The organism is Enterococcus sp. DIV0175, assembly GCF_050529075.1.
Taxonomy (GTDB): domain Bacteria; phylum Bacillota; class Bacilli; order Lactobacillales; family Enterococcaceae; genus Enterococcus_B; species Enterococcus_B thailandicus.
In genome coordinates this window covers 1,453,299-1,473,770 of sequence record NZ_CP172880.1, presented here as the reverse complement: position 1 = coordinate 1,473,770, position 20,472 = coordinate 1,453,299, and the positions used below count along the sequence as shown (strand labels likewise).

Here is a 20,472-nt window from a genome sequence, read left to right as displayed (position 1 = left end):
GTAGAGAAATAACTAGCCTTTTTGATTATCGTTGTGTAAAATAAACAAGATGATTAGGCGAAAATACGTTCGTGTCGGAGGCGAGAAGATGAAAACATCCTTAACAATTGATATGGAGGAATCACTTTACTACTATTGTCTTGAACAAGGTGGGATCGTGGTAGAAGAGGTGACGATGCCAGAAGAACAAGGAATTGTGGATACGTTATGTTGTCTAACAAAAGCAGATGGAACGCGTGAATGGCGTTGTTATGAATTAAAAGTAACAAAAGCAGACTTTCGTTCAGCGGCGAAGCTCTCATTTGTTGGACACTATAATTATTTTGTGTTGCCTCAGGAACTCTACGAAATTGTTCAGTCAGAGATTCCGGCTGAAATTGGTGTTTTTGTTTACCGACCTTATGTCTCGGCAGAAGAAATGCCTGCACCAGGAACGTTTGCAATTGCCAAAAAAGCAACGAAAAAAGAACTGTCAGTACCGGAAACAGCATTGACCAACCGTTTTATGGCTTCACTATTTAGAGAAGTTCGAAAAGCGAAACAAATGGAACGAGGGGTTAGATATTTTCCGACTGAACAATTATATAAAGAATTAAAAAGACGTTCAGATGAACAAAGTCCATTTTCGACTGAACGTTATTATGAACGTTTCATGGAAGATTTAAATAATCAAGCGGTAGAAGAATTACAAGAAGAGGTTCTTGCCTTGCAACAAGATTATGAATACCTACGCCGCCAACAACAAATTCGGCGTTTACCAACTGAGCCATTGGAGTGATCTTATGTATTATCCTTATTTACGTGGAAAACAATTTGATTTGTTAGCCTTAAAAGAAGCGATTAATCGTAATGTTTTATCAACTAAAGTTCAGCCAATCATTGAACCAGTACGAGATTCTGCGACACTAAAAAATGTTGTTGAACTTTTCCAGAAGAAAAAACAACCGTTAATCGTGATTGATAATCCACAGGTAGGTCAATTTAAATTATTTCAAGAACATCTATACCCGTGGACTGAAACGCAGAAGAGTTCCATTCGGCATGGGCTGATTTTGACACCACAAAATTTCCAAGAGATTGTGAACAATCCTCCTGAATGGCTGATTTTTGATGGACAGTACTATTTAAGAGAATCAGCAAGCTGGAAAAAATTGGCAAATAATGAAACAAAATTCGTTATTCCTGATAAGAGTCGCTTGCGAATTTGGCTACCAGAAAACAAAATCATTTTACGGGATTCGTTTCAAACAAAAAAATATGTCGAAAACTATGCTGAAAAGCCAGATGATTTTTTTAGTGACGATTACTTATTTCATCGAGAAGACGGCTATGTTGGTTTTGCTGATTTTACGATTGAAGGTAGTCGTTATTTTGATAAAGGGTATCCTAGTCGTGCGTTAGGCATTCATTTAACCTACGTTGATGCTTACGGAAATATCCGGGTGAAACATTTCATTTCTGATAGTAATGAGTCTGCAAAAGATCAAGCAGTCAAATTCTTCGAAGCAGCGGCAAAAATGAAAAATTGGGTTTGGCGCAATCAAGACCAACTGCTGATTACTTCAGGAATGATCGAGCTTTTGTTATTAGAAAAAAAGCAAAAATTTCCGGGCTTAGGTGTATTAAAAAAATGGTCCTTACTGCATCACTTAGAGCTAATGAGTCAGTTGGTGGAGCATCCAACAAACTGGCTGAAAGAAGTGACACAGACCAATCGCTTACAAGAACTAGACCAGTAAAAGGGAACCTACAGGAGGCAATGAAGATGTACCTTAGAAAAACAAGACCTGAAGACATCGAAAAAGTGATGGAAATCATTCAGGCGGCAACGCAATTTTTAGCAACACAAGGATTGCCACAATGGCAAAATGGGCAAGGCCCAACCAAAGAAATCATTTTAATGGATAGTGAAAAAGAGGAAAGCTTTGTTTTGATTGATGAGGAACAGATCGTTGGCACAGCAGCTTTAGTTTCAGGTGTTGATCCTGTTTATACAGCTATTGATGGTTCGTGGGAAGAAGTCACATCAAGTTATTTATCGATTCATCGAGTTGCAATTGATCCAACAGTTCGAGGAAAAGGCTTGGGAAAAAATTTACTGAAACATTTAGTAACAATTGCGGCAATCCAAGGAGTCAAAGATATCCGAATTGACACGTATCCGACCAATGAACCAATGAAAAAAACAATTTTAGCAGCAGGCTTCAATTATCGAGGAATGATTGAATTTCCATTTGAACATGGGGAAAGACTGGCTTATCAGTTGGTGATTTAGTAGGAAATCATTGGTGAATAAAAGTAAATCGTATTTTCTACTTTGAATACAAGCAAAAAGAAATCAGACACACAATCTGATTTCTTTTTGTTTAGCAAATAACCAAAGTATAATTGGAAACATTTATCTTGAAGTGTTTTCCTGTAAAACTTTTACGAGTTGCTGCTGGGCTGACTCGAAAGTTGTGTCATTTGAAATAATTGCAAGGGTGGGAATACTGGTTAGGCGCTGTAGTTCTTCTTGGTCACGTTCAAAAAGCGCTAGTCGTTTTGAACGCTCAGCTTGAGAATCCCCTCGATCTTCTAAACGTTTTTGCAAAGTTTCTTTTGAAATCGAGATGAAGATGGGGCGAATGCGCTCTCCAAAAATTTCATGAAGTCGCCAAAAACCAGAGGCTGTTAGTACAGCGTAACAATCAGCTTTTTTTAGTCGATTTTCGATCTCTAGTTTACTAGAGCCATAGTAATTTCCTGCGTATTCGTCCCATTCAGCAAATGCACCATCTGAAATCATTTCTTGAAATCTTTTTTTAGAGATAAAGTAGTAATCTTTTTCGTTCTGTTCACTAGGACGCTTTGAGCGACTAGTGTATGTGATGATTTTTTGATCTGGACGAAAAACGGAAGCAGCTAACGAAGTTTTCCCTGAACCTGATGGACCAATAATTACATAACAATGGGTCATAGTGTACCTCCTTATTAGTTAATAATATAACCCAATGACGCTTAAAATGAAAAGAAGAGACTGGGGAAAGTTTTCTCTCAGTCTCTTTCTTTTTAGTTAATCTAATTGCATGATGAGCTAAACAGAATGGTTTTAACCTCTTGTGTTTGGCTAATTTAAACTAATAAACCTGTAACGATAGCGCTAAGGAAGCTGACTAAGGTTGCAGTCAGCAAGATTTTCAAGCCATGTTTTGCGACCAAATTTCCTTTTTCTTCATTCAATCCTTTCATTGCACCAGAAATAATTCCGATAGAAGAGAAGTTTGCAAATGAAACTAAGAAAACAGATAAGATGGCTGTCGTTCTTTCTGTGAAATGGAAGTTTCCAGTTGAAAGTTCAGTCATCGCGACAAACTCATTGGTAACTAATTTGGTTGCCATGATACTCCCAGCATCAACTGCTTCATTCCAAGGAATACCACTGATAAAAGCAAGTGGGGCAAAGATGTATCCAAGGATTTCTTGGAAAGTAATGCCAAATAACCCGTTGAAAATGGCATTGATCATTGCAATCAATGCAACAAAACCAATCAGCATCGCTGCAACAGTCACTGCAACATGAAATCCATCTAAAATATATTCACCAAGCATTTGGAAAAATGTTTGATTTTTGTCTTCTTCAATAATCAACTCGTCTTCTTTTTGATCGAGTTCATAAGGATTGACGATCGAAGCCATAATGAAACCACCAAGTAAATTTAAAACAAGTGCAGTAATCACATATTTAGAATCAATCAACGCCATATAAGAACCGACGATTGACATTGAAACTGTTGACATCGCGGAAACGCTCATTGTGAACAAACGTTTTTCAGACAGAAAAGGTAGTTCTTTTTTTATGGAAATAAACACTTCTGATTGTCCTAAAATAGCAGAGGCAACCCCGTTATATGATTCCAATTTCCCCATACCATTGATTTTGCTTAAACCAAGACCAACTGCTTTCATAAATAAAGGCAAGATTTTGATATAACGTAAAATCCCAATAATTGCTGAAATAAAGACGATTGGCATCAAAACATTTAAGAAGAAAGGGAAGCTTCCTTTATTTGCGACACCAGCAAAAACAAAGTTGACGCCTTCGCCTGCAAAGGCTAGTAAATGGTCGAACAATTTAGCTGAAACAGAAACAACTGCATGACCTGCAGAGGTTCGCAAAAGCACAAAACCAAAAACTAATTGAAGCACAAACATAACAAGTAGTGGCTTCCATTTGATTGCTTTTTTATTACTGCTAATGAAAAAAGCAACTGCTAAAACTAGTATTAAACCGATAATTCCTAACAAATAACTCAAAAAATCACTCCTAACAAAATTCCGTCTAATTTTACCTGTTTTCATAACGAAATACTAACCTTTCAATTAAACTTTCATTGTTTTTTTAGAGTGAAGCGGATACAACATAAAAACCATTTGATTCTAAAAAAAAGTTTTAAAATGATGAGTGTTTTCGAGCATAAAAAAACCATATCGAACAAGAAAGTTCAATATGGTTTTGACAAGTTTCGTTCAAAACTTGATTATTGATAATACAGGTTTTCAGATGGATAAACTGGAGCACAGGTTAAATCGATTCCTAGTTGCTTCAATGTTTGTTCATCATTTTTATTCATCATAACAGTTGAATGCGCTTGGGCACCATCTAATTCACCGAGTTTTTCATAAGCAACTTGGGCAATTGGATTCGTTACTGCGCTAATGGATAAAGCAATCAAGACTTCGTTGATCGTTAATTTATCAATTGAAGAATGCAAAGCTTGTGATTTCATTCCTTGGATTGTTTCTAAAATCAATGGTGAAAGTAAAGGAATATCATCAGCGATATGAGCAAGATGCTTCACGGCATTCAAAATGACAGCTGAGGAAGCATCCATCAATTGACCCGTACGTCCAGTAATAATGACATTATCTGGAAGTTCAATTGCAATGACAGCAGTTGGATCTTTTGAAGGGTTTTGAATTGTCTTAGCATAATCATGAGCTGGAGTAACTACTTTACGGTCTTCGGGTCGTAAACCAACTTCTTCCATGATTAATTTGATGCGGTTGACTGCTTCTTCGTCAATTTGCCCTTTTTTAAAGTCACATTTTGTTTGGAAATAGCGACGAATGATTTCTTGTTTAGATGCTTCTTGAACAACTTCATCATCCGTGATACCAAAACCAACACGATTCACACCCATATCAGTAGGTGACAAGTAAACAGATTCTTTACCTGTGATTTTTTCAATAATACGTTTGATGACAGGGAAGGTTTCAACATCACGATTATAGTTTACGGCTACTTTATTGTAAGCATCGAAATGGAAGGAATCGATCATATTGACATCTTTTAAGTCAACAGTCGCAGCTTCATAAGCAATGTTCAACGGATGTTTTAGCGGTACATTCCAAACTGGGAAAGTTTCAAATTTTGAATAACCAGCGGCATGTCCTTGTTGACTTTCATGATAAAGTTGGTTCAAACAAGTCGCTAATTTTCCGCTACCGGGACCAGGTGCTGTTACAACAACGATTGGTTTTGTCGTTTCAATATAAGCATTCTTGCCAAATCCATCTTCAGAAACAATCTTATCCACGTTAACAGGGTAATCTTCAATTTCTGAATGCGTGTAGACTTTAATGTCACGACGTTCAAGTTTATTGATGAAAACTTTCGTTGCTGGTTGACCATTGTAGCGAGTGATAACGACACTGTTGATCATTAGACCATAGCCACGTAGCTCGTCAATCAAACGTAAGATATCCATATCATAAGTGATTCCGTAATCGCCACGGATTTTATTACGTTCAATGTCGCCAGCATAGACACAAATCAAAATTTCTGCTTGATCTTTCAATTTTTGTAGCAATTTGATTTTAGCATCCTCTTCAAAACCAGGTAATACACGTTTTGCATGCTTGTCGTCAACTAATTTCCCACCAAATTCTAAATATAATTTGTCATAGTGATTTACTCGTTCCAAAATATAAGTAGATTGTTCTTCAATATATTTTTCTGAGTCAAAACCGATTTTTTTCACTAGATTCCCTCCTTAAGTACTAAAGCATTTTTTCATTTTTTGACGGATTCGTCAACCTTCGTGAGAAAATTCGAAGAAAAGAATGTTGTTTGTTTTGATTATGTAGTGATTTCCACTAAAAGCAATCGGTTATTACAAAAAATAATAAATGTTTCACTCAATTTTTCGATTCTATCTTGTCTATGTAGCTATTCATTGGTATGATATTTTTGATAAGGAAGGTGTCCTATGAAAAAAAGACAAAAGAAGAAAAACGCTTATAAGAATTATATCCGTTCGATTTTTACTGGTTATGAAAAAATGCTGGAAAATCCTGAATTAGGTGAGCTTAGACTTTCATACTTAAATGAAGAAACCTTACTGACTCGCGATGAGCAACAACGCATTCATTTCACGACCCGCGAACTGCCTAACAAATAAAACAATCCTTGATTGATGAAAGCAGAATAGGAAGAGTTGTTGCAAGTGTGCATTTCTCTCACTCTGTTTAGAGCTGTGACATGGGTCTCTTGACTTTTGTCACAGTTTTTTTGTTTTTTTACGTTTTTGCTAAATGAACGAGTGATTCGTTTCTGTCGTGCCCGATTTTGTAACAATTTTTTGAAGAAAATGGTACTATTAAGTTATCAAATGAATGCAAGGAGGTAAAAATATGAAAGATTCTATTACAGAAGAACACCATGAACCTGAAACGGTAGATATGGATAAACATACTGATGAGTCATCTTTTGATGATATTAAACAAAAAGCAAGTACAAACTTATCTCAATTGCTGGGAGATTTACAAGCATTTGAACAAGCAGTACGTGAAGAAAACATTCCTGAAATTTATCGACTATATAATAGTCATTTAAATGATGAGCTAAAACGAAGCTCAAATGAGAACCATGAAATTGACCAATTACTTATGCGAAAAATCCAAGATCGATTCTTACAACAATTTCCTTTTATGGAACTGGTAGATGAAATGTCACCTACTTTAAGTTATTACAAAATTGGGACGTACTATCATGAGCGCCCAACGATTGCGATTGATGCCAGTTTGCCGGAAATTTTTGTTTTACCACAAATTGATGCCGAGTGGGAGCAATACTCACAAGGGGAAGTGGTAGATTACAGCCATGAATTAAATGAGTTAGATGCAAAAGTAATTACTGCGCAAACGGAAATTGAACGTCTTGATGAAGAAATCGGAACATATAACAAAAAAATTGCTGCTTTAGAAGAGTCAAAGGGGTTCTTAAACCGAAAAAAAATTGATGAAGAAATTGAAGCATTGGCAAAAGAAAAACAAGTTTATGAAAATGAAAAGCTAGGTTGGTTACCTTATATTGATGAACCAGCTAAAATTCAAAAACAAAAAGAAGCCATGATGCGACAAGCAAAAGCAGATCAACTAAAAGCGGCAATCGTTCAAAAAGAACAACGCCAAATTGCGCGTTACTTTGGTGGAAGGGAAAACTTTGGACCAGCTATCCATCAGTTTTTAATGAGCTATCTTGGTAGTGAAAACCCGGAAGCGGCAATCCTTGATGAAGGAGGTTTGGAAGAATGAGCGAGTACGAAAAAGAGGAAGCAGAAAAGGTAGTTGAACCTTCAGAAATCGAGAACGAAGAAACAACAGTTGTTCCTATGGAAGAAGTAATAACAGATGAAACAACCGCTGAACTTTTGACAGAATCAGATGATGATGTGGAATTAGAAAGTGCAACTGAAGGAACAAAGATTCATGAAAAAGAAAAAATCGTTCCTCAAATGACAGCAGATACAACGCTTGCAAAAAAAGAACAAGAGTTAGCTGATAACCAGTCTTACCTGAGTGGAAAAGAACAAGACCACCAAGAAATTGTTCAAATGATTCATGAGGCTGAAACACAGCTTGCTGATTTAAGAATGCGTAAAGCTTTTATTGAATCTGGCTTTTCTGAGTTGCTGGGTGCGTATCAGCAATATATTTTAGCCGGTGAACCAATTTCGCCGATTGCTAAGACGAGCTTGGTTGAATACTTTGCCTATGAATTGTTAAAACCTTTAAATGATATTGGGCTAGAATTGTCAGGAACGACCTATGATACTTGGGAAACACGTCATTTTTCAATTAATTACGCGTTGGATGATTCAGCAAACTTGATTTTCTCTTTTGCGTTGCCAACGATTGATGAACGTTATCAGGTGGATGCAATCAACCTTTTAAAAATTTCTCCAGAAACAATGACAATCGACGTGAAGGATGACCAAGTTTTAGCGCTTATTCGTTATTGGTCAGTTGAACGTGTTTTTTCAGTTGGACAAATGACGATTTTTAATCACAAATTGAATCAGTTATTGGAGCATGCTCGACAACTTGGCTTTACTGTCAACGAAACACTTTTAGATAATACAAAAGTCTTACGTTTGAATTTGCAAAGTGAATTCGAATTAACGGAACAAGTTCTAGATGATATCTTTATCGTTGCGATGGATCATCCGCAATACGATATGGAAAAACTGGGTGAAGATGCTTATGAAGTCTTGCTTGATAAGGGACAATCACTGACGGTATCTAAAGAAGGGGAGCAGACAGCGTTGTTTGTTTCTTCTGGTGAATACCATCGTTCAGTTATTGATTTCTTTATCAACTATGAATTTCTAATCCCGTTGATGGTACGAAAAGTTTGAACACTTGAACTGTAGGTTAATAATCGAACTGGCACAAACCGCAAATGCGCGGCTTGTGCCAGTTTCAAGTGTTGATTTTTAAGAGTGAAGAGGAGAAAAAATGAGTACCAGAAAACTTGCACAGCTGAGTATGCTCAGCGCTGCTTGTGTAGCAGGTAGAGTTGCTTTTCAATTTATTCCTAATTTTCAACCTATGACGGCAATTTTGTTATTTGTCGTTTTTTACTTGGGAATGATTGATGGGCTGATTGTTATGAGTCTGTCGTTAGTAATTAGCAGTTTTTATTTTGGTATGGGCCCGTGGGTGATTGGCCAATGGCTTAGCTATGGAGGAATCTTCTTGTTGTTTACTTTATGTAGACACTCGAGTTATTTCAGAACAAGTTATTGGTTGAAAGGTATTTTCTTTTTTTTAGCGGGTTTTATTTATGGAGGCCTAATGGCGATTTATGATACGGTGTTGTATCAGTTGCCACAGCCGTTGGTTTATTATATACAAGGGATTTCGTTTGATTTGTCGCATGCTATAGGAAATTTACTTTTTTATTTGATTTTCTTTCCTATTATCCAGCGATTAGTAAAACAATTTGGAGGAAAAAATGAAAAAGATTATTTATAGTTTGTTTGTAGTTATCATAGGGTTAGGAATTTTAAGTGGGTGTAGCAGTAACGTAGAAAAAACAGCTGATAGTCAATTAAGCTCCAGTGTGCAACAGCAAGAAGCAACAATCGTTCTTCAAGAAGATGGAAAAGATTTTGCTAATCAGAAGGTTACTTTTGAAACAGGAGAAAATCTTTTAGAAGTTTTGCAAAAAACTTTTAAAGTCGAGGAAGAAAAAGGGTTTATTACTGAAATCGAAGGGCGTAAACAGAATCAGGAAAAACAAAAGTATTGGTTGTTTACGATTGATGGTGAATCTGCCACTAAAGGTGCTGCTGAAATCGAACTAAAATCGGGACAAAAGATTGTCTTTAATTTAGCCAAAATTTAAGACTGGATCCAAAAAAATTGAATCCATAGAAAAGAGGAACAACAGTGGAAAATTTAAAGAAAAGTGGCATGTTTTCTGTCTTAGCAGCATTAGGTGCCAATATTTTAGTTGCAGTTAGCAAATTTATTGGTTATGCGATTAGTGGAAGTGCCGCTATGTTGAATGAAAGTATCCATAGTATCGTGGATTGTAGTAACCAAGTGCTACTATTATTTGGGAATAAACGTGCGGCAGCTGGTCAAAGTGACCTTCACCAGTTTGGCGAAGGTCGAGCAAAATATTTTTTTAGTACGATCGTTGCCATGATGCTCTTTTTTGGTGGGGGCGCGTTAGGAGTCATGGAGGCCTTTGAAAAGTTGTTTCATCCTGCGCATGAAGTAGAAAATCCAATGATTATTTTAGCTATTTTGTTATTTGGGATTATTATTGAAGGAAGTTCTTTGCGGATTGCATTTAAAGAAATCAAAGAACTGAATACAGAAAATTTATCATTGTTAGCCTTTTTACGTGAAAGTCGCCATAGTGAGATTTTGATTATTTTCACAGAAGACTTTTGTGCAGTAATTGGTTTGGTGTTGGCTATGGCTGGAACAATTTTAACCATGGTGACTGGGATCGCTGCTTTTGATGCAATTAGTGGTCTATTGATTGGTTTCTTATTGATGGGTGCCGCTATTTTCCTTGCGAAAGAATTTTACAGCCTGATTATTGGTGAGAGTGTGACTGCGCATGACTTAGTGTTGATTAAAAAAGCATTTGATCGACCAGAAATAGAACGATTGATTGATATTAAAACAGTTCACATGGGGCCAACCGAAATTATGGTTGCTGCGAAAGTGGATATTCTGGATATCAAGGAAGAATTTGCTTATGCAATTGTCAATGATATTGAACGAATGATTCGGAAAAGTTTACCAGATAAAAAGATTTATATTTATATTGAAACGGATAAGTATGACCCGAATTACCATCGTGAATAAGCAAGGATGAGAAAAAATCATAAATTGAAGCTGAAATGAGAAAAATTTAATATTGTTTTTAGATAAAACGGCTACAATTTATTGAAATTATGTTACAATGAGTCCGCTGTTTATTTGTTGTAATCAAAGGAGACATTTTAATGAGTAGAAAGAAAACTGCGCCATGGCTTCAGTCTTTTCATGCAGTGATGCCGCTTTGTTTTAGCTATATCCCGGTTGGATTAGCCTGTGGTGTTCTGTTACAGAAGGTTGGATTTGATCCATTATTGACCGGTCTATTATCAATTTTGGTTTTTTCCGGCGGTGCGCAATTCTTAGTTGCCTCAATGTTAGCAACACACGCATCATTTGCAACAACCATCTTGATGGTATTTTTCTTAGAATTACGTTATACATTATTGGGCTCAAGTCTTTCAGTATTTATGAAGAAAGAAAGCCGTCCATTTTTAGCTGTCTTTTCGCAATCACTAAATGATGAAAACTATGCAGTTAATTACTTGAAATATTCTACAGATCCAACTTGGAACAAACAAAAAGCCCTGTACGTCAATTGGTTTTCTATGGCTGCTTGGGCAGGAAGCAACGTGATTGGAAATGTTTTTGGTTCAGTGATTCGAGTAGATGCTGACTTAGTTCATTTCGCGTTAACGGCAATGTTTATTTTTATGTTTATTATGCAGATGAAGAATGGTTTGCTGATTCTGACTGGTATTTTTTCGGGTGTCTTAGGGGTTGCATTTATGGTTTTGTTCCAAAATACATTTGGCTTAATCTTAGCGACTGTCATTGCTTCTTTTGCTGGATTGCTTTTAGAAAAAGCTTTCCAAAAAGAAAAAGAGAAAAAGTTACGACATCGTGCGGAGCAAGTGAACGAGCCGTTGTTTAACTTCCCAGATCAGGAGGTCCAAAACCATGAGTAAAAGTTATTTGATTTTACTAGTTGCTTGTTTATTTCTAGCAGCTTACATTCCCAGAGTAGTACCAATGCTTTACTTTACACAAAGAAAAGTTCCTGCGTGGTTTAGTGATTGGATGAAGTACGTTCCAGTAGCATTATTTTCTGCATTAGCATTCAAAGATGTTTTTATCACACACGAACATTTAGATTTTGCTTGGAATATCAAAATTTTGGCTATGGTCTTAGTTGCAGGTGTAGCATATAAAACACGTTCTATGGCGTTATCTGTAGTGACTGGTTTAGCAGCTGTCTTTTTATTATCAATGATTTAAATAACGAAGTTAAGGGGTGGGATATCAATGTGTCGAAGCCCTTTTTTTGTTGCCCAAAGGGGAGGAGTATATGCCTAGCAATTGTTTCATCAATCGTAACATCTGAAACTATGTGCCATTTTTTTGTACTAAAGCGCAGAAAAAAACTGTAAAAATCAGATTGACAGCGCTTACTGAAAATGGTAACTTTGTTTTAGGATAGTTATTATTCAGTTAAGCTAAACCTGAACGACATTTATTTGTGGTGTCGTTTGGGTCTTTTTTTATGCGTTGGTGAGGCTGAAAGAGATGGGGGGAGACAATTGAAAATTCTGAGGATTTTGAATAACAACGTCGTGGTTGCCTTGAATGATGAAGGAAAAGAAATCGTTTTAATGGGTAATGGATTGGGATTTCAAAAAAAGCCGGGCTTTAAGGTTGATTCAGATAGTATTGAAAAGGTGTTTGAAATAAAAAATCAAAGTGAGTCATTACGAGTAGAACAAATGCTTTCGGAAATTCCCGAAGAGGTCATCATGGTTGCTTTTGATATCTTGAATTATGCAAAGAAAAAGTTGGACAAAGAATTTAATGAAACAAGCTTTATTTCTTTTGCGGATCATTTATACACGGCGATCCAACGCGAGGGCAAAGGAATCCAAATGAAGAATTTTCTATTGTGGGACATCAAGCACTTCTTCCCGGAAGAATTAGCAATTGCGCGAAGAGGTATCCAGTTTATCAATGAAAAAATGGGTATCGAGCTATCCGATGACGAATCTGGTTTCTTAACGTTACACATCGTAAATGCCGAGTTGGATATCACGAATGAGTCAGCCGTCAGCCTTACACAAATGATTGAAGAAATTCTAACGGTCATCAAATATACATTGAAGATCAACTTTGCTGAAAACGATATTTACTTTCAGCGCTTCATTACCCATCTACGATTTTTTGCGGAGAGAGTTTTGAATGCGCAAAGAAAAGAAGCAGCAGACGAACTAGTTGAAAACGAACTGTTTATCCTTGTCAGTAAAAAGTATCCTGAAGCCTTTGAGGCGACTAAGAAAGTGGTTGAATTATTAGCCACTCGTTGGAGCTATCAAGTTTCTAGAGATGAGCAGGTGTATATTACGATTCACATTGCAAGAATCATCGAAAAAACGAAATAAGAGAGTTTCTCTTAAAATAAAAATGAAAGGAGTAAAACTAGCTTACCCAGCAAAAGGAATTGGATCGTTACATTTAGTTGGCGAGACCTCTGGATTAAAAAATATACTTAATTTTGGAGGAAAAAATCATGGGAAAATATGAACAACTAGCACAAGACATTGTCAAAGAAGTTGGTGGAAAAGAAAACGTCAATTCGTTAACGAACTGTATTACGCGTTTACGCTTTAAGTTAAAGGACGAAAGTAAAGCAAATACAGATGTGTTGAAAAACATGGATGGCGTTGTAACGGTTATGCAATCAGGTAGCCAATACCAAGTAGTTATTGGCAATCATGTACCTGATGTACGTAAAGATGTGGATGCAGTGTTAGGTTTATTGGAGGAGAAAACAGATTCAGGACCAAAAGGAAACTTATTCGATCAATTTGTAGACATTATTTCAAGTATTTTCCAACCAATTCTAGCGCCATTATCTGCAGCCGGTATGTTAAAAGGGGTTGCTGCAATTTTGTCATTTGCTTTAGGGCCAGAGTTCGCTGCGACGCCAACTTATGCTGTAGTTAATGCGATGGGTGACGGCCTATTCTTACTATTACCGATTTTTATTGGCTTTACAGCCATGAAACGTTTTGGGGGATCACCGTTTTTAGGAATGATGATTGCAGCAAGTATGGTGTACACCGGATTTATTGATGGTTCACTGACAAGTCAATTTGCTGAAAGTGGTGGCTTGAATTTCTTTGGTATTCCATTTTCACTTCCAGCAGCTGGTTATGGTTCAAGTGTGATGCCGATTATTGCATCAACCGCATTTGCAGCATTTCTTGAAAAACAACTACGAAAAGTCATTCCTGATGTTGTTAAGCTATTTTTAGTTCCATTTTTCACTGCATTGATTACTGTTCCATTGATGTTTATCGTTATTGGTCCAATCATGAATGCGGCTTCGGAAGCGTTGGGAAGTGGTTTGATTGCGATTCAAACATTTAACCCAATTATTTTTGGTGCGATTTTAGGTTTTACTTGGCAAGTTTTAGTAATGTTTGGTCTTCATTGGGCACTAATCCCATTTGCAATCATTGCTTTATCTCAAGGACAACCAACAGCGTTATTGACGCCAAGTGGTAGTGTTTCTTTCGCTCAAACAGGAGCAGTTTTAGCTGTCATGTTAAAAACACAAAATGCCAAATTAAAAGAATTGTCTGTTCCAGCATTTATTTCGGGAATATTTGGTGTAACAGAGCCGGCAATCTATGGGATTACTTTACCTAAAAAGAAACCATTCTGGGCCTCTTGTGTCGTTGGTGCATTTACAGGTGGAACAGCCATGGCTTTAGGCTTACAAGCGTATCAAATGGGTGGATTAGGAATTTTCCGTTACACAGGTGCTATTTCTCCTGATGGCGATATTAAATTTGCGATTTATAGCATGATCTTAGATGCAGTGGCATTAGTTGCTGGTTTTGGTTTAGCTTGGGTGATTGGTTTTAAAGATGATGAGCCAACCATCGCGATGAGTAAAGAAGAAGCAAAAGGGTCATTTACAGTACAAAAGAAAAAAGTAGCGAAACAAGAAATCTTTTCACCAATTACTGGGAATATTTTGCCGTTGAGTCAAGCAAAAGATGCTGCTTTTGCGGAAGGAATTATGGGCAAAGGCGTGGTGATTGAACCGACTGTTGGTGAAGTTGTCGCACCTTTTGATGGAACAATCATGACTTTATTCCCAACAAATCATGCAATTGGCATCATTTCTGATGATGGCATGGAATTATTGATTCACATTGGCATTGATACGATTCAATTAGAAGGAAAACACTTTGAAGTTTTTGTAAAGCAAGGCGACACAGTAAAAAAAGGAGATAAGTTGGTTCGTTTTGATATTCAGGCGATTGAAGAAGAAGGCTATAGCACACAAGTCCCAATCATTGTGACGAATACGCCTGATTACGCGGATATTATTGTGACTGATGAAAATGAAGTGCAGCAAGGAACCTTGGTTTCTACCGCTATTCTTGCTAATTAAATCAAAAATGAAGGAGAAAGATCAATGAGTTTTCCAAAGAATTTTTTATGGGGTGGCGCGACAGCTGCCAATCAATGTGAAGGTGCTTGGAATGTTGCTGGTAAAGGAGATTCAATCAGTGATCATAATCGAGCAGGTAGTCGAACAGCAGGGACACGGCGAACATTCGACTTAGTAATCGATGAAGAGAAGTACTATTATCCAAGCCATACAGGGATTGATCACTATCACCGCTATCAAGAAGATATCGCCCTGTTTGCAGAAATGGGTTTTAAAGTATATCGTTTGTCGATTGCCTGGTCACGGATTTTTCCAAATGGTGATGAAGAAACACCTAATGAAGCAGGATTACAATTTTATGATGATTTATTTGATGAATTACACAAGTATGGGATTGAACCTTTAGTGACGATCTCTCATTTTGAATTACCGTTTCAATTAGGCAAACGCTACGATGGCTTTTTAGATCAGCGAACAATTGCATTTTATGAACGTTACGCAACGACTTTATTTGAACGCTATCAAGATAAAGTGAAGTATTGGCTGACATTTAATGAAATCAATTTTGGAACATTAGAGCATGGCAAGCAAATCAATGGTTTGTTTAATCGTGAGTATACAGAAACGGAACAATATCAAGCATTGCATAATGTCTTTCTAGCATCTGCCAGAGCAGTGGTTGCGGGGCATAAAATCAATCCAGAGTTTAAAATTGGTTGCATGTTAGCCTACATTACGATGTATCCTAAGACCTGTCGCCCAGAAGACGTGCTGAGAACACAACAGTTGAATGATCGTTTGAATTATTTCTGTGGTGATGTCCAAGTTAAAGGTACGTATCCGTATTATATGAAACGCTATTTTGAAAAAAATGATATTCAATTGGAAATAACTGAAGAAGATCAAGCATTGTTAAAAGAAGGCACTGTTGATTACTATACATTTAGTTATTATATGAGTACTTGTATTGCCGCTAACCTTGAGGACCGTGAAGATACTACGGGTGGAAACTTATTTGGTGGTGTGGCGAATGAATACTTGAAAGCCAGCGATTGGGGTTGGCAAGTTGATCCAGTTGGTTTGCGGTATACCTTAAATCAAATTTATTCTCGTTACGAAGTTCCTTTGATGGTAGTAGAAAATGGCTTGGGTGCATTCGATCAAGTAGAAGAGGATGGCACAATCAAAGATGACTATCGCATCGACTACTTTAGACAACATATCGTTGAAATGGACAAAGCAATTGACGACGGAGTAGATTTGATTGGCTATACACCTTGGGGCTGCATTGATTTGATCAGTGCAGGAACAGGTGAGATGAGTAAACGTTACGGTTTTATTTACGTTGATCGTGATGACGAAGGGCATGGTACGTTAAACCGCAGTCGTAAGAAATCATTTTATTGGTATCAAAAAGTGATTGAAACGAATGGTGAAAACTTATCTTAAAATAAAAATAACTTTCTTAAAAGAGGTTGGGTCAAAAACAATCAGCTCTGAGAAATAAGCAAGAGTATCCGGAAATAACTCACCTATTTTTGTTTTTGGAAGGGGTTAGTGTGCTTCCAAGAAAATAACTTTTGAAAACGCTATGTATTTTAAAAAAGTCTGGAGCATAATCATTTCGATTAATGTTCCAGACTTTTTTTGAAATAAACGAATCAAATGATTGGTACAAAGAGTGTTAGATAAATTCATTTTGAACAACGGTTCTCAGCCGGAATTTTGACAAGTGGAGAAAGTGTTAAGGTTTCTTTAACAAACTTGATTGTAGCTGGATGAATGATAGTATTTAACTCAGCAAACGAATGAAAGAAAGCTGATTTCGATAGATTCAACCTGAATGATTAAAATGTTATAAAAAAGAGACAACCGACCACTGGTTGTCTCCAAAGAATATTGAACTAGACAAGCAGTCTGTTTTCCGCCAACTGACTTGTCTAAATAACGAATGAAATTCGTTATGAGAAAAGTATAGCATAATAGTTGAAACAGTCTAGTTAGAAAATTACTTATTGAAAGGTTGATTGGCATTTGTGGAATCTGTGTGCTGAGTCAGGCTGATGAAATGAAAAAGCAATGCTGGGATTACTTGTTCTTGTTTTTTTGCTATAATGTAAAAGATGTTTAGAACCTAATATATAGTTGAGGAAGATTTGATGAATAAAAAATTGATGCAAGGAACATTTTGGTTAACGTTTGCCAATTTGTTGTGTAAGGTTTTAGGTGTTGTGTACTTAATTCCTTGGTTAATGATGATGGGTGATAATCAAGATGGGATGTTGGCTACAACTCTCTACAATGTCGGTTATTTGCCTTATGGATTATTCTTAATGCTTGGAACAGTTGGCTTTCCTAACGCAATCGCGAAAAAAGTTGCCATTGCAACGAAAGAAGGAGATGCACAAGAAAGTCGAGTGATTTTTCGCAGTACGATTAATATCATGTTTGTCATTGGGATTGCCTCGGCTGTTTTGATGTATTTATTTGCGCCAGCGCTGGCAGGAATCAGTCCAATTGCCAATGTGAATAATGGGATTTTAGCGATTCGTAGTTTATGTCCTTCATTGGTTGCTATTCCGGTATTAAGTGCAATGCGTGGATATTTTCAAGGGAAGAATGACTTGCGCCCTTATGGAACTTCATTGATTATCGAACAAGCAATCCGAGTTCTGGTTATTTTAGCTGGGACATATTATTTGCGTGTCCTAACGAATGGAACGATTTTAGAAGCAGTTTTAGTCAGTACCGTCGCGTCGTTTTTCGGTGGTTTAGCTGCGATTTTCCATATGTATGTAGTGGGACGACAGAAAGATTACTTTAGATTGAAAGATTTCTTGATATCTACCCGTTATTTCAAAAAAGACAATCGTCGTGCTTCAAGCGCTATTATACGTGAAACACTTCCGTTTATCTTTGTTGGTTCAGTTATTACGATTGTACAAATGATCGACCAAGTAACGATGAAGCCGTTATTACATTTTTTCCGTCCAGATCTCGCAGATCAACAGTTAGAGTTTTTATTTAGTCGAGCGTCAGTGAATCCGAACAAGTTGACCTTGATTTTGATTTCAATGGTTGGTACCGTAGCAATCAGTAGTTTGCCATTATTAAGCACTTTGAAAAAAGAAAACCGAAAACAAATTGAAAAAACGGTTGGAGATAGTTTTTCAATCGCGATTTTGATTTTATTGCCATCACTTGCAGGGATGTCTTTATTAGCAGGACCATTGTACACACTGTTCTTTGGTTATGATCCTGAGAGTGTGGGGTATTTCCAATTAGCGTTACTAGCTTCGCTATTCTTTTCATTATTTACAATTTTATCAACGATGTTACAGTCATTGAATCACCATTTGTTTGCTATCCGGCTAACGGTACAAGCAATTGTCTTAAAAGTTCTTTTCCAAGTCATTTTCTTAGCTTTATTTGGTGGCTATGGGATGAGTTTGTCAAATGGATTGGCATTTGGGTATGTGTTTATCCGTGGTTATTGGTACATGTGTCACGAGTATCAAATAGCACCATTATACAGAATCAAAGACTTCTTCCTTAAAACAGTTCGTTCGACAGCACTAATGTTACTTGTATGTATGATAGTGTTCTTTTTATTGCAGACGCAACTCTCATTAGAAAGCAAGACGAACGCTGTGATCTATTGTGTGTTGATTACAGGAGTCGGAGGTGTGACTTTTCTTTTCGCTCAGTTTGGTAAAAGTGGTATCCACTCACTATTGCATCGCCGGAACGCCTGAGGAAAGAGTTGCTTATTATTCTTAACTATACGCTGTCACAAAAAGCGATTTTTGTGACAGTCTTTTTTGATAGAAACGGATTTTAGATTTATCTACAAGCAAAATTATGCTATAGTTATAAGGTCTGGAAAAATTCTTTGAAACGAGGAAATAGATAAATGAAACTTGCAGTTGTTACTGATAGTACGGCTTATTTGCCGGAACGTATCAAGAACCATCCCGACTTATATGTAATTCCGATCCCAGTTATTTTAGATGGGAAGATTTATAATGAAGGTATCGATATTGAAGCTGATGAATATTATGGTCTTCTAAAAAACAGTAAAGATTTCCCTACGACATCTCAGCCGGTTGTGGGAGAAGTTTTGGCATTATATGACGAATTAAAGGCGAAAGGGTATGACACGATAATCAGTATCCACCTTTCTTCTGGCATTTCGGGTTTTGTTAATACATTGTTTGCAATGAAAGAAGATGTGAAGGGGTTAACGGTGATTCCATACGATTCGAAAATTACAAGCATGCCCATGGGACACATGGTTGAGTCTGCCTTGGATTTAAATGATCAAGGAACATCACTTGAAGAGATCCTTTCACATATTGATCATATTCGCGATAATACTTACGCTTATTTGATAGTTGATGACTTGAACAATCTAGTGCGCGGAGGTCGTTTAACAAATGGTGCAGCGTTGATTGGTGGGTTGTTAAAAATTAAACCGATCTTAACTTTTACGGATGGGAAAATCGTTTTGTTTGAAAAGATTCGTTCAAGCAAAAAAGCATTCGCCCGTGCAGAAGATATTATTGGCCAACGAAAAACTGAAATTGCAGGACCAGTTAAGTTGTATGTGATCCATGCGAATAACTTAGATGTTGCAATCAGTGAAAAAGAAAAATTACAAAAGAAATACCCCGATGCAGAAATTGAGATTGGTCACTTTGGCCCGGTAATTGGAACGCATCTTGGAGAAAAAGCAGTAGGACTTGCTATTTCAGCGCAATAATTCTTATTTTATTTATTTTGCCAGCAAACAAATTTGTTTGCTGGCTTTTTTTTGTCTATAGGCTTATAATCGTATTGGTCGTTAGTAATTTACTACGCTAGTAATTTAGTAAATTACTAACATAAATATTAAAGGAGTGTTTCTTATGGAAATCCCAACAAATTTAAAACACAAACCTGTTCTTGTCGTTGAAGATTATGATAAAGTTGATGGCCGTAATGCACTAGATACAGATGCAAAAGGCTTGTCTCTTGGTTTAGCACAATGGAATGATCGTGGAAAAGTCGATATTTCTGGAAAAGTTTGGCGTCATACAGGGGAAAAATGGTCACGTCAATCAGAAGAATTACCAATTACTCGCATTTTAGATTTAGCAATTTTAGCAGCTCAAGGAAGTTTGTATTTCCAAGATGCGTATCGTTATAAAAAATTCTATGATCCTGAAAACCCAGTGGTCGATATCATTGGTTTGCAGGGAAACCGAATGACTGTTGAAGTCGATACAAAAAATCCTAAGATTGATGAGGATATTATTCTTTACTATGATACATTACAAAAAGATGGTGAACTCATTGGTGAACGATTCCGCATCTTAAAACGTTTGCTAGAAGAATTAGGTTATTAAACTCGTCGAATCGTTAAAGGAGGT

The 20,472-nt window shown here is 36.8% G+C and carries 20 protein-coding genes; 17 read left to right on the top strand and 3 right to left on the bottom strand.

Annotated elements, in window-relative coordinates; translation table 11 throughout:
• Positions 1-88: 88 nt before the first annotated feature.
• The 3 genes from IGJ76_RS06950 to IGJ76_RS06940 are packed head-to-tail and all read left to right on the top strand — an operon-like array spanning position 89 to position 2,275.
• Positions 89-778, top strand: a complete 690-nt coding sequence (locus tag IGJ76_RS06950; protein WP_271027218.1) for a hypothetical protein — start codon at positions 89-91, stop codon at positions 776-778.
• A 4-nt stretch (positions 779-782) separates the two neighbouring features.
• Positions 783-1,739: a sce7725 family protein gene (locus tag IGJ76_RS06945; protein ID WP_430596511.1), complete on the top strand. Its 957-nt coding sequence runs from the start codon at positions 783-785 to the stop codon at positions 1,737-1,739.
• Positions 1,740-1,765: 26 nt separating this feature from the next.
• Entirely contained in the window at positions 1,766-2,275 is a 510-nt protein-coding gene (locus IGJ76_RS06940) for a GNAT family N-acetyltransferase (protein WP_067482110.1), read from the top strand.
• 123 nt (positions 2,276-2,398) lie between these two features.
• On the opposite strand, the gene IGJ76_RS06935 is transcribed toward IGJ76_RS06940, so the two are convergent.
• The 3 genes from IGJ76_RS06935 to IGJ76_RS06925 all read right to left on the bottom strand — a co-directional run bounded on the left by IGJ76_RS06935 (position 2,399) and on the right by IGJ76_RS06925 (position 6,023).
• Positions 2,399-2,959, bottom strand: coding sequence for a guanylate kinase (locus IGJ76_RS06935; protein WP_430596510.1), 561 nt, complete (start codon positions 2,957-2,959; stop codon positions 2,399-2,401).
• Positions 2,960-3,114: 155 nt separating this feature from the next.
• Positions 3,115-4,296 carry a NupC/NupG family nucleoside CNT transporter gene (locus IGJ76_RS06930; protein WP_067482105.1) on the bottom strand — a complete coding sequence of 394 codons (1,182 nt, stop codon included), beginning with the start codon at positions 4,294-4,296 and terminating at the stop codon, positions 3,115-3,117.
• A 224-nt stretch (positions 4,297-4,520) separates the two neighbouring features.
• On the bottom strand, positions 4,521-6,023 hold the full coding sequence (locus IGJ76_RS06925) for a DUF1846 domain-containing protein (protein WP_067482103.1): 1,503 nt from the start codon (positions 6,021-6,023) through the stop codon (positions 4,521-4,523).
• Between the two features lie 228 nt (positions 6,024-6,251).
• Between IGJ76_RS06925 and IGJ76_RS06920 the strand changes: the two genes are divergently transcribed.
• From IGJ76_RS06920 to IGJ76_RS06855, 14 genes are all read left to right on the top strand, one after another.
• Positions 6,252-6,443: a hypothetical protein gene (locus tag IGJ76_RS06920; protein WP_067482101.1), complete on the top strand. Its 192-nt coding sequence runs from the start codon at positions 6,252-6,254 to the stop codon at positions 6,441-6,443.
• A 232-nt stretch (positions 6,444-6,675) separates the two neighbouring features.
• A complete protein-coding gene (locus tag IGJ76_RS06915) occupies positions 6,676-7,578 on the top strand; it encodes a viral A-type inclusion protein (protein ID WP_270659976.1) in 903 nt (300 codons plus the stop codon).
• Positions 7,575-8,681, top strand: a complete 1,107-nt coding sequence (locus IGJ76_RS06910) for a hypothetical protein (RefSeq protein ID WP_430596509.1) — start codon at positions 7,575-7,577, stop codon at positions 8,679-8,681. The genes IGJ76_RS06915 and IGJ76_RS06910 overlap by 4 nt, the downstream gene beginning before the upstream one ends.
• Positions 8,682-8,781: 100 nt before the next feature.
• Complete coding sequence (locus tag IGJ76_RS06905) at positions 8,782-9,300, top strand: hypothetical protein (protein WP_270345433.1); 519 nt, start codon at positions 8,782-8,784, stop codon at positions 9,298-9,300.
• The gene (locus IGJ76_RS06900) at positions 9,281-9,673 is read left to right on the top strand and encodes a DUF4430 domain-containing protein (RefSeq protein ID WP_067482094.1); all 393 of its coding nucleotides are present in this window, start codon (positions 9,281-9,283) and stop codon (positions 9,671-9,673) included. Before IGJ76_RS06905 ends, IGJ76_RS06900 begins: the two co-directional genes overlap by 20 nt.
• Positions 9,674-9,717: 44 nt before the next feature.
• Positions 9,718-10,653 carry a cation diffusion facilitator family transporter gene (locus IGJ76_RS06895; RefSeq protein WP_067482092.1) on the top strand — a complete coding sequence of 312 codons (936 nt, stop codon included), beginning with the start codon at positions 9,718-9,720 and terminating at the stop codon, positions 10,651-10,653.
• A 140-nt stretch (positions 10,654-10,793) separates the two neighbouring features.
• The gene (locus IGJ76_RS06890; RefSeq protein ID WP_067482090.1) at positions 10,794-11,573 is read left to right on the top strand and encodes an AzlC family ABC transporter permease; all 780 of its coding nucleotides are present in this window, start codon (positions 10,794-10,796) and stop codon (positions 11,571-11,573) included.
• A complete protein-coding gene (locus tag IGJ76_RS06885) occupies positions 11,566-11,883 on the top strand; it encodes an AzlD domain-containing protein (protein WP_067482089.1) in 318 nt (105 codons plus the stop codon). Before IGJ76_RS06890 ends, IGJ76_RS06885 begins: the two co-directional genes overlap by 8 nt.
• 302 nt (positions 11,884-12,185) lie before the next feature.
• Positions 12,186-13,034, top strand: coding sequence for a BglG family transcription antiterminator LicT (gene licT, locus IGJ76_RS06880; protein ID WP_067482087.1), 849 nt, complete (start codon positions 12,186-12,188; stop codon positions 13,032-13,034).
• A 128-nt stretch (positions 13,035-13,162) separates the two neighbouring features.
• Positions 13,163-15,061: a beta-glucoside-specific PTS transporter subunit IIABC gene (locus tag IGJ76_RS06875; RefSeq protein WP_430596508.1), complete on the top strand. Its 1,899-nt coding sequence runs from the start codon at positions 13,163-13,165 to the stop codon at positions 15,059-15,061.
• A 24-nt stretch (positions 15,062-15,085) separates the two neighbouring features.
• A complete protein-coding gene (locus IGJ76_RS06870) occupies positions 15,086-16,510 on the top strand; it encodes a glycoside hydrolase family 1 protein (RefSeq protein ID WP_086270927.1) in 1,425 nt (474 codons plus the stop codon).
• Between the two features lie 710 nt (positions 16,511-17,220).
• On the top strand, positions 17,221-18,816 hold the full coding sequence (locus tag IGJ76_RS06865; protein ID WP_270344952.1) for a putative polysaccharide biosynthesis protein: 1,596 nt from the start codon (positions 17,221-17,223) through the stop codon (positions 18,814-18,816).
• 158 nt (positions 18,817-18,974) lie between these two features.
• Entirely contained in the window at positions 18,975-19,823 is an 849-nt protein-coding gene (locus tag IGJ76_RS06860; protein ID WP_086270928.1) for a DegV family protein, read from the top strand.
• Positions 19,824-19,968: 145 nt separating this feature from the next.
• Positions 19,969-20,448: a DUF6530 family protein gene (locus tag IGJ76_RS06855; protein ID WP_067482078.1), complete on the top strand. Its 480-nt coding sequence runs from the start codon at positions 19,969-19,971 to the stop codon at positions 20,446-20,448.
• The last annotated feature ends 24 nt before the right edge of the window (positions 20,449-20,472 follow it).

Bases quoted from the DNA above. Each gene is read 5' to 3' on its own strand.
- IGJ76_RS06865 (WP_270344952.1), top strand. From the start codon at position 17,221: ATGAATAAAAAATTGATGCAAGGAACATTTTGGTTAACGTTTGCCAAT.
- IGJ76_RS06935 (WP_430596510.1), bottom strand. From the start codon at position 2,959: ATGACCCATTGTTATGTAATTATTGGTCCATCAGGTTCAGGGAAAACT.
- IGJ76_RS06875 (WP_430596508.1), top strand. From the start codon at position 13,163: ATGGGAAAATATGAACAACTAGCACAAGACATTGTCAAAGAAGTTGGT.
- IGJ76_RS06870 (WP_086270927.1), top strand. From the start codon at position 15,086: ATGAGTTTTCCAAAGAATTTTTTATGGGGTGGCGCGACAGCTGCCAAT.
- IGJ76_RS06920 (WP_067482101.1), top strand. From the start codon at position 6,252: ATGAAAAAAAGACAAAAGAAGAAAAACGCTTATAAGAATTATATCCGT.
- IGJ76_RS06855 (WP_067482078.1), top strand. From the start codon at position 19,969: ATGGAAATCCCAACAAATTTAAAACACAAACCTGTTCTTGTCGTTGAA.
- IGJ76_RS06915 (WP_270659976.1), top strand. From the start codon at position 6,676: ATGAAAGATTCTATTACAGAAGAACACCATGAACCTGAAACGGTAGAT.
- IGJ76_RS06900 (WP_067482094.1), top strand. From the start codon at position 9,281: ATGAAAAAGATTATTTATAGTTTGTTTGTAGTTATCATAGGGTTAGGA.
- IGJ76_RS06860 (WP_086270928.1), top strand. From the start codon at position 18,975: ATGAAACTTGCAGTTGTTACTGATAGTACGGCTTATTTGCCGGAACGT.
- IGJ76_RS06940 (WP_067482110.1), top strand. From the start codon at position 1,766: ATGTACCTTAGAAAAACAAGACCTGAAGACATCGAAAAAGTGATGGAA.
- IGJ76_RS06890 (WP_067482090.1), top strand. From the start codon at position 10,794: ATGAGTAGAAAGAAAACTGCGCCATGGCTTCAGTCTTTTCATGCAGTG.
- IGJ76_RS06910 (WP_430596509.1), top strand. From the start codon at position 7,575: ATGAGCGAGTACGAAAAAGAGGAAGCAGAAAAGGTAGTTGAACCTTCA.
- IGJ76_RS06950 (WP_271027218.1), top strand. From the start codon at position 89: ATGAAAACATCCTTAACAATTGATATGGAGGAATCACTTTACTACTAT.
- IGJ76_RS06945 (WP_430596511.1), top strand. From the start codon at position 783: ATGTATTATCCTTATTTACGTGGAAAACAATTTGATTTGTTAGCCTTA.
- IGJ76_RS06905 (WP_270345433.1), top strand. From the start codon at position 8,782: ATGAGTACCAGAAAACTTGCACAGCTGAGTATGCTCAGCGCTGCTTGT.
- IGJ76_RS06885 (WP_067482089.1), top strand. From the start codon at position 11,566: ATGAGTAAAAGTTATTTGATTTTACTAGTTGCTTGTTTATTTCTAGCA.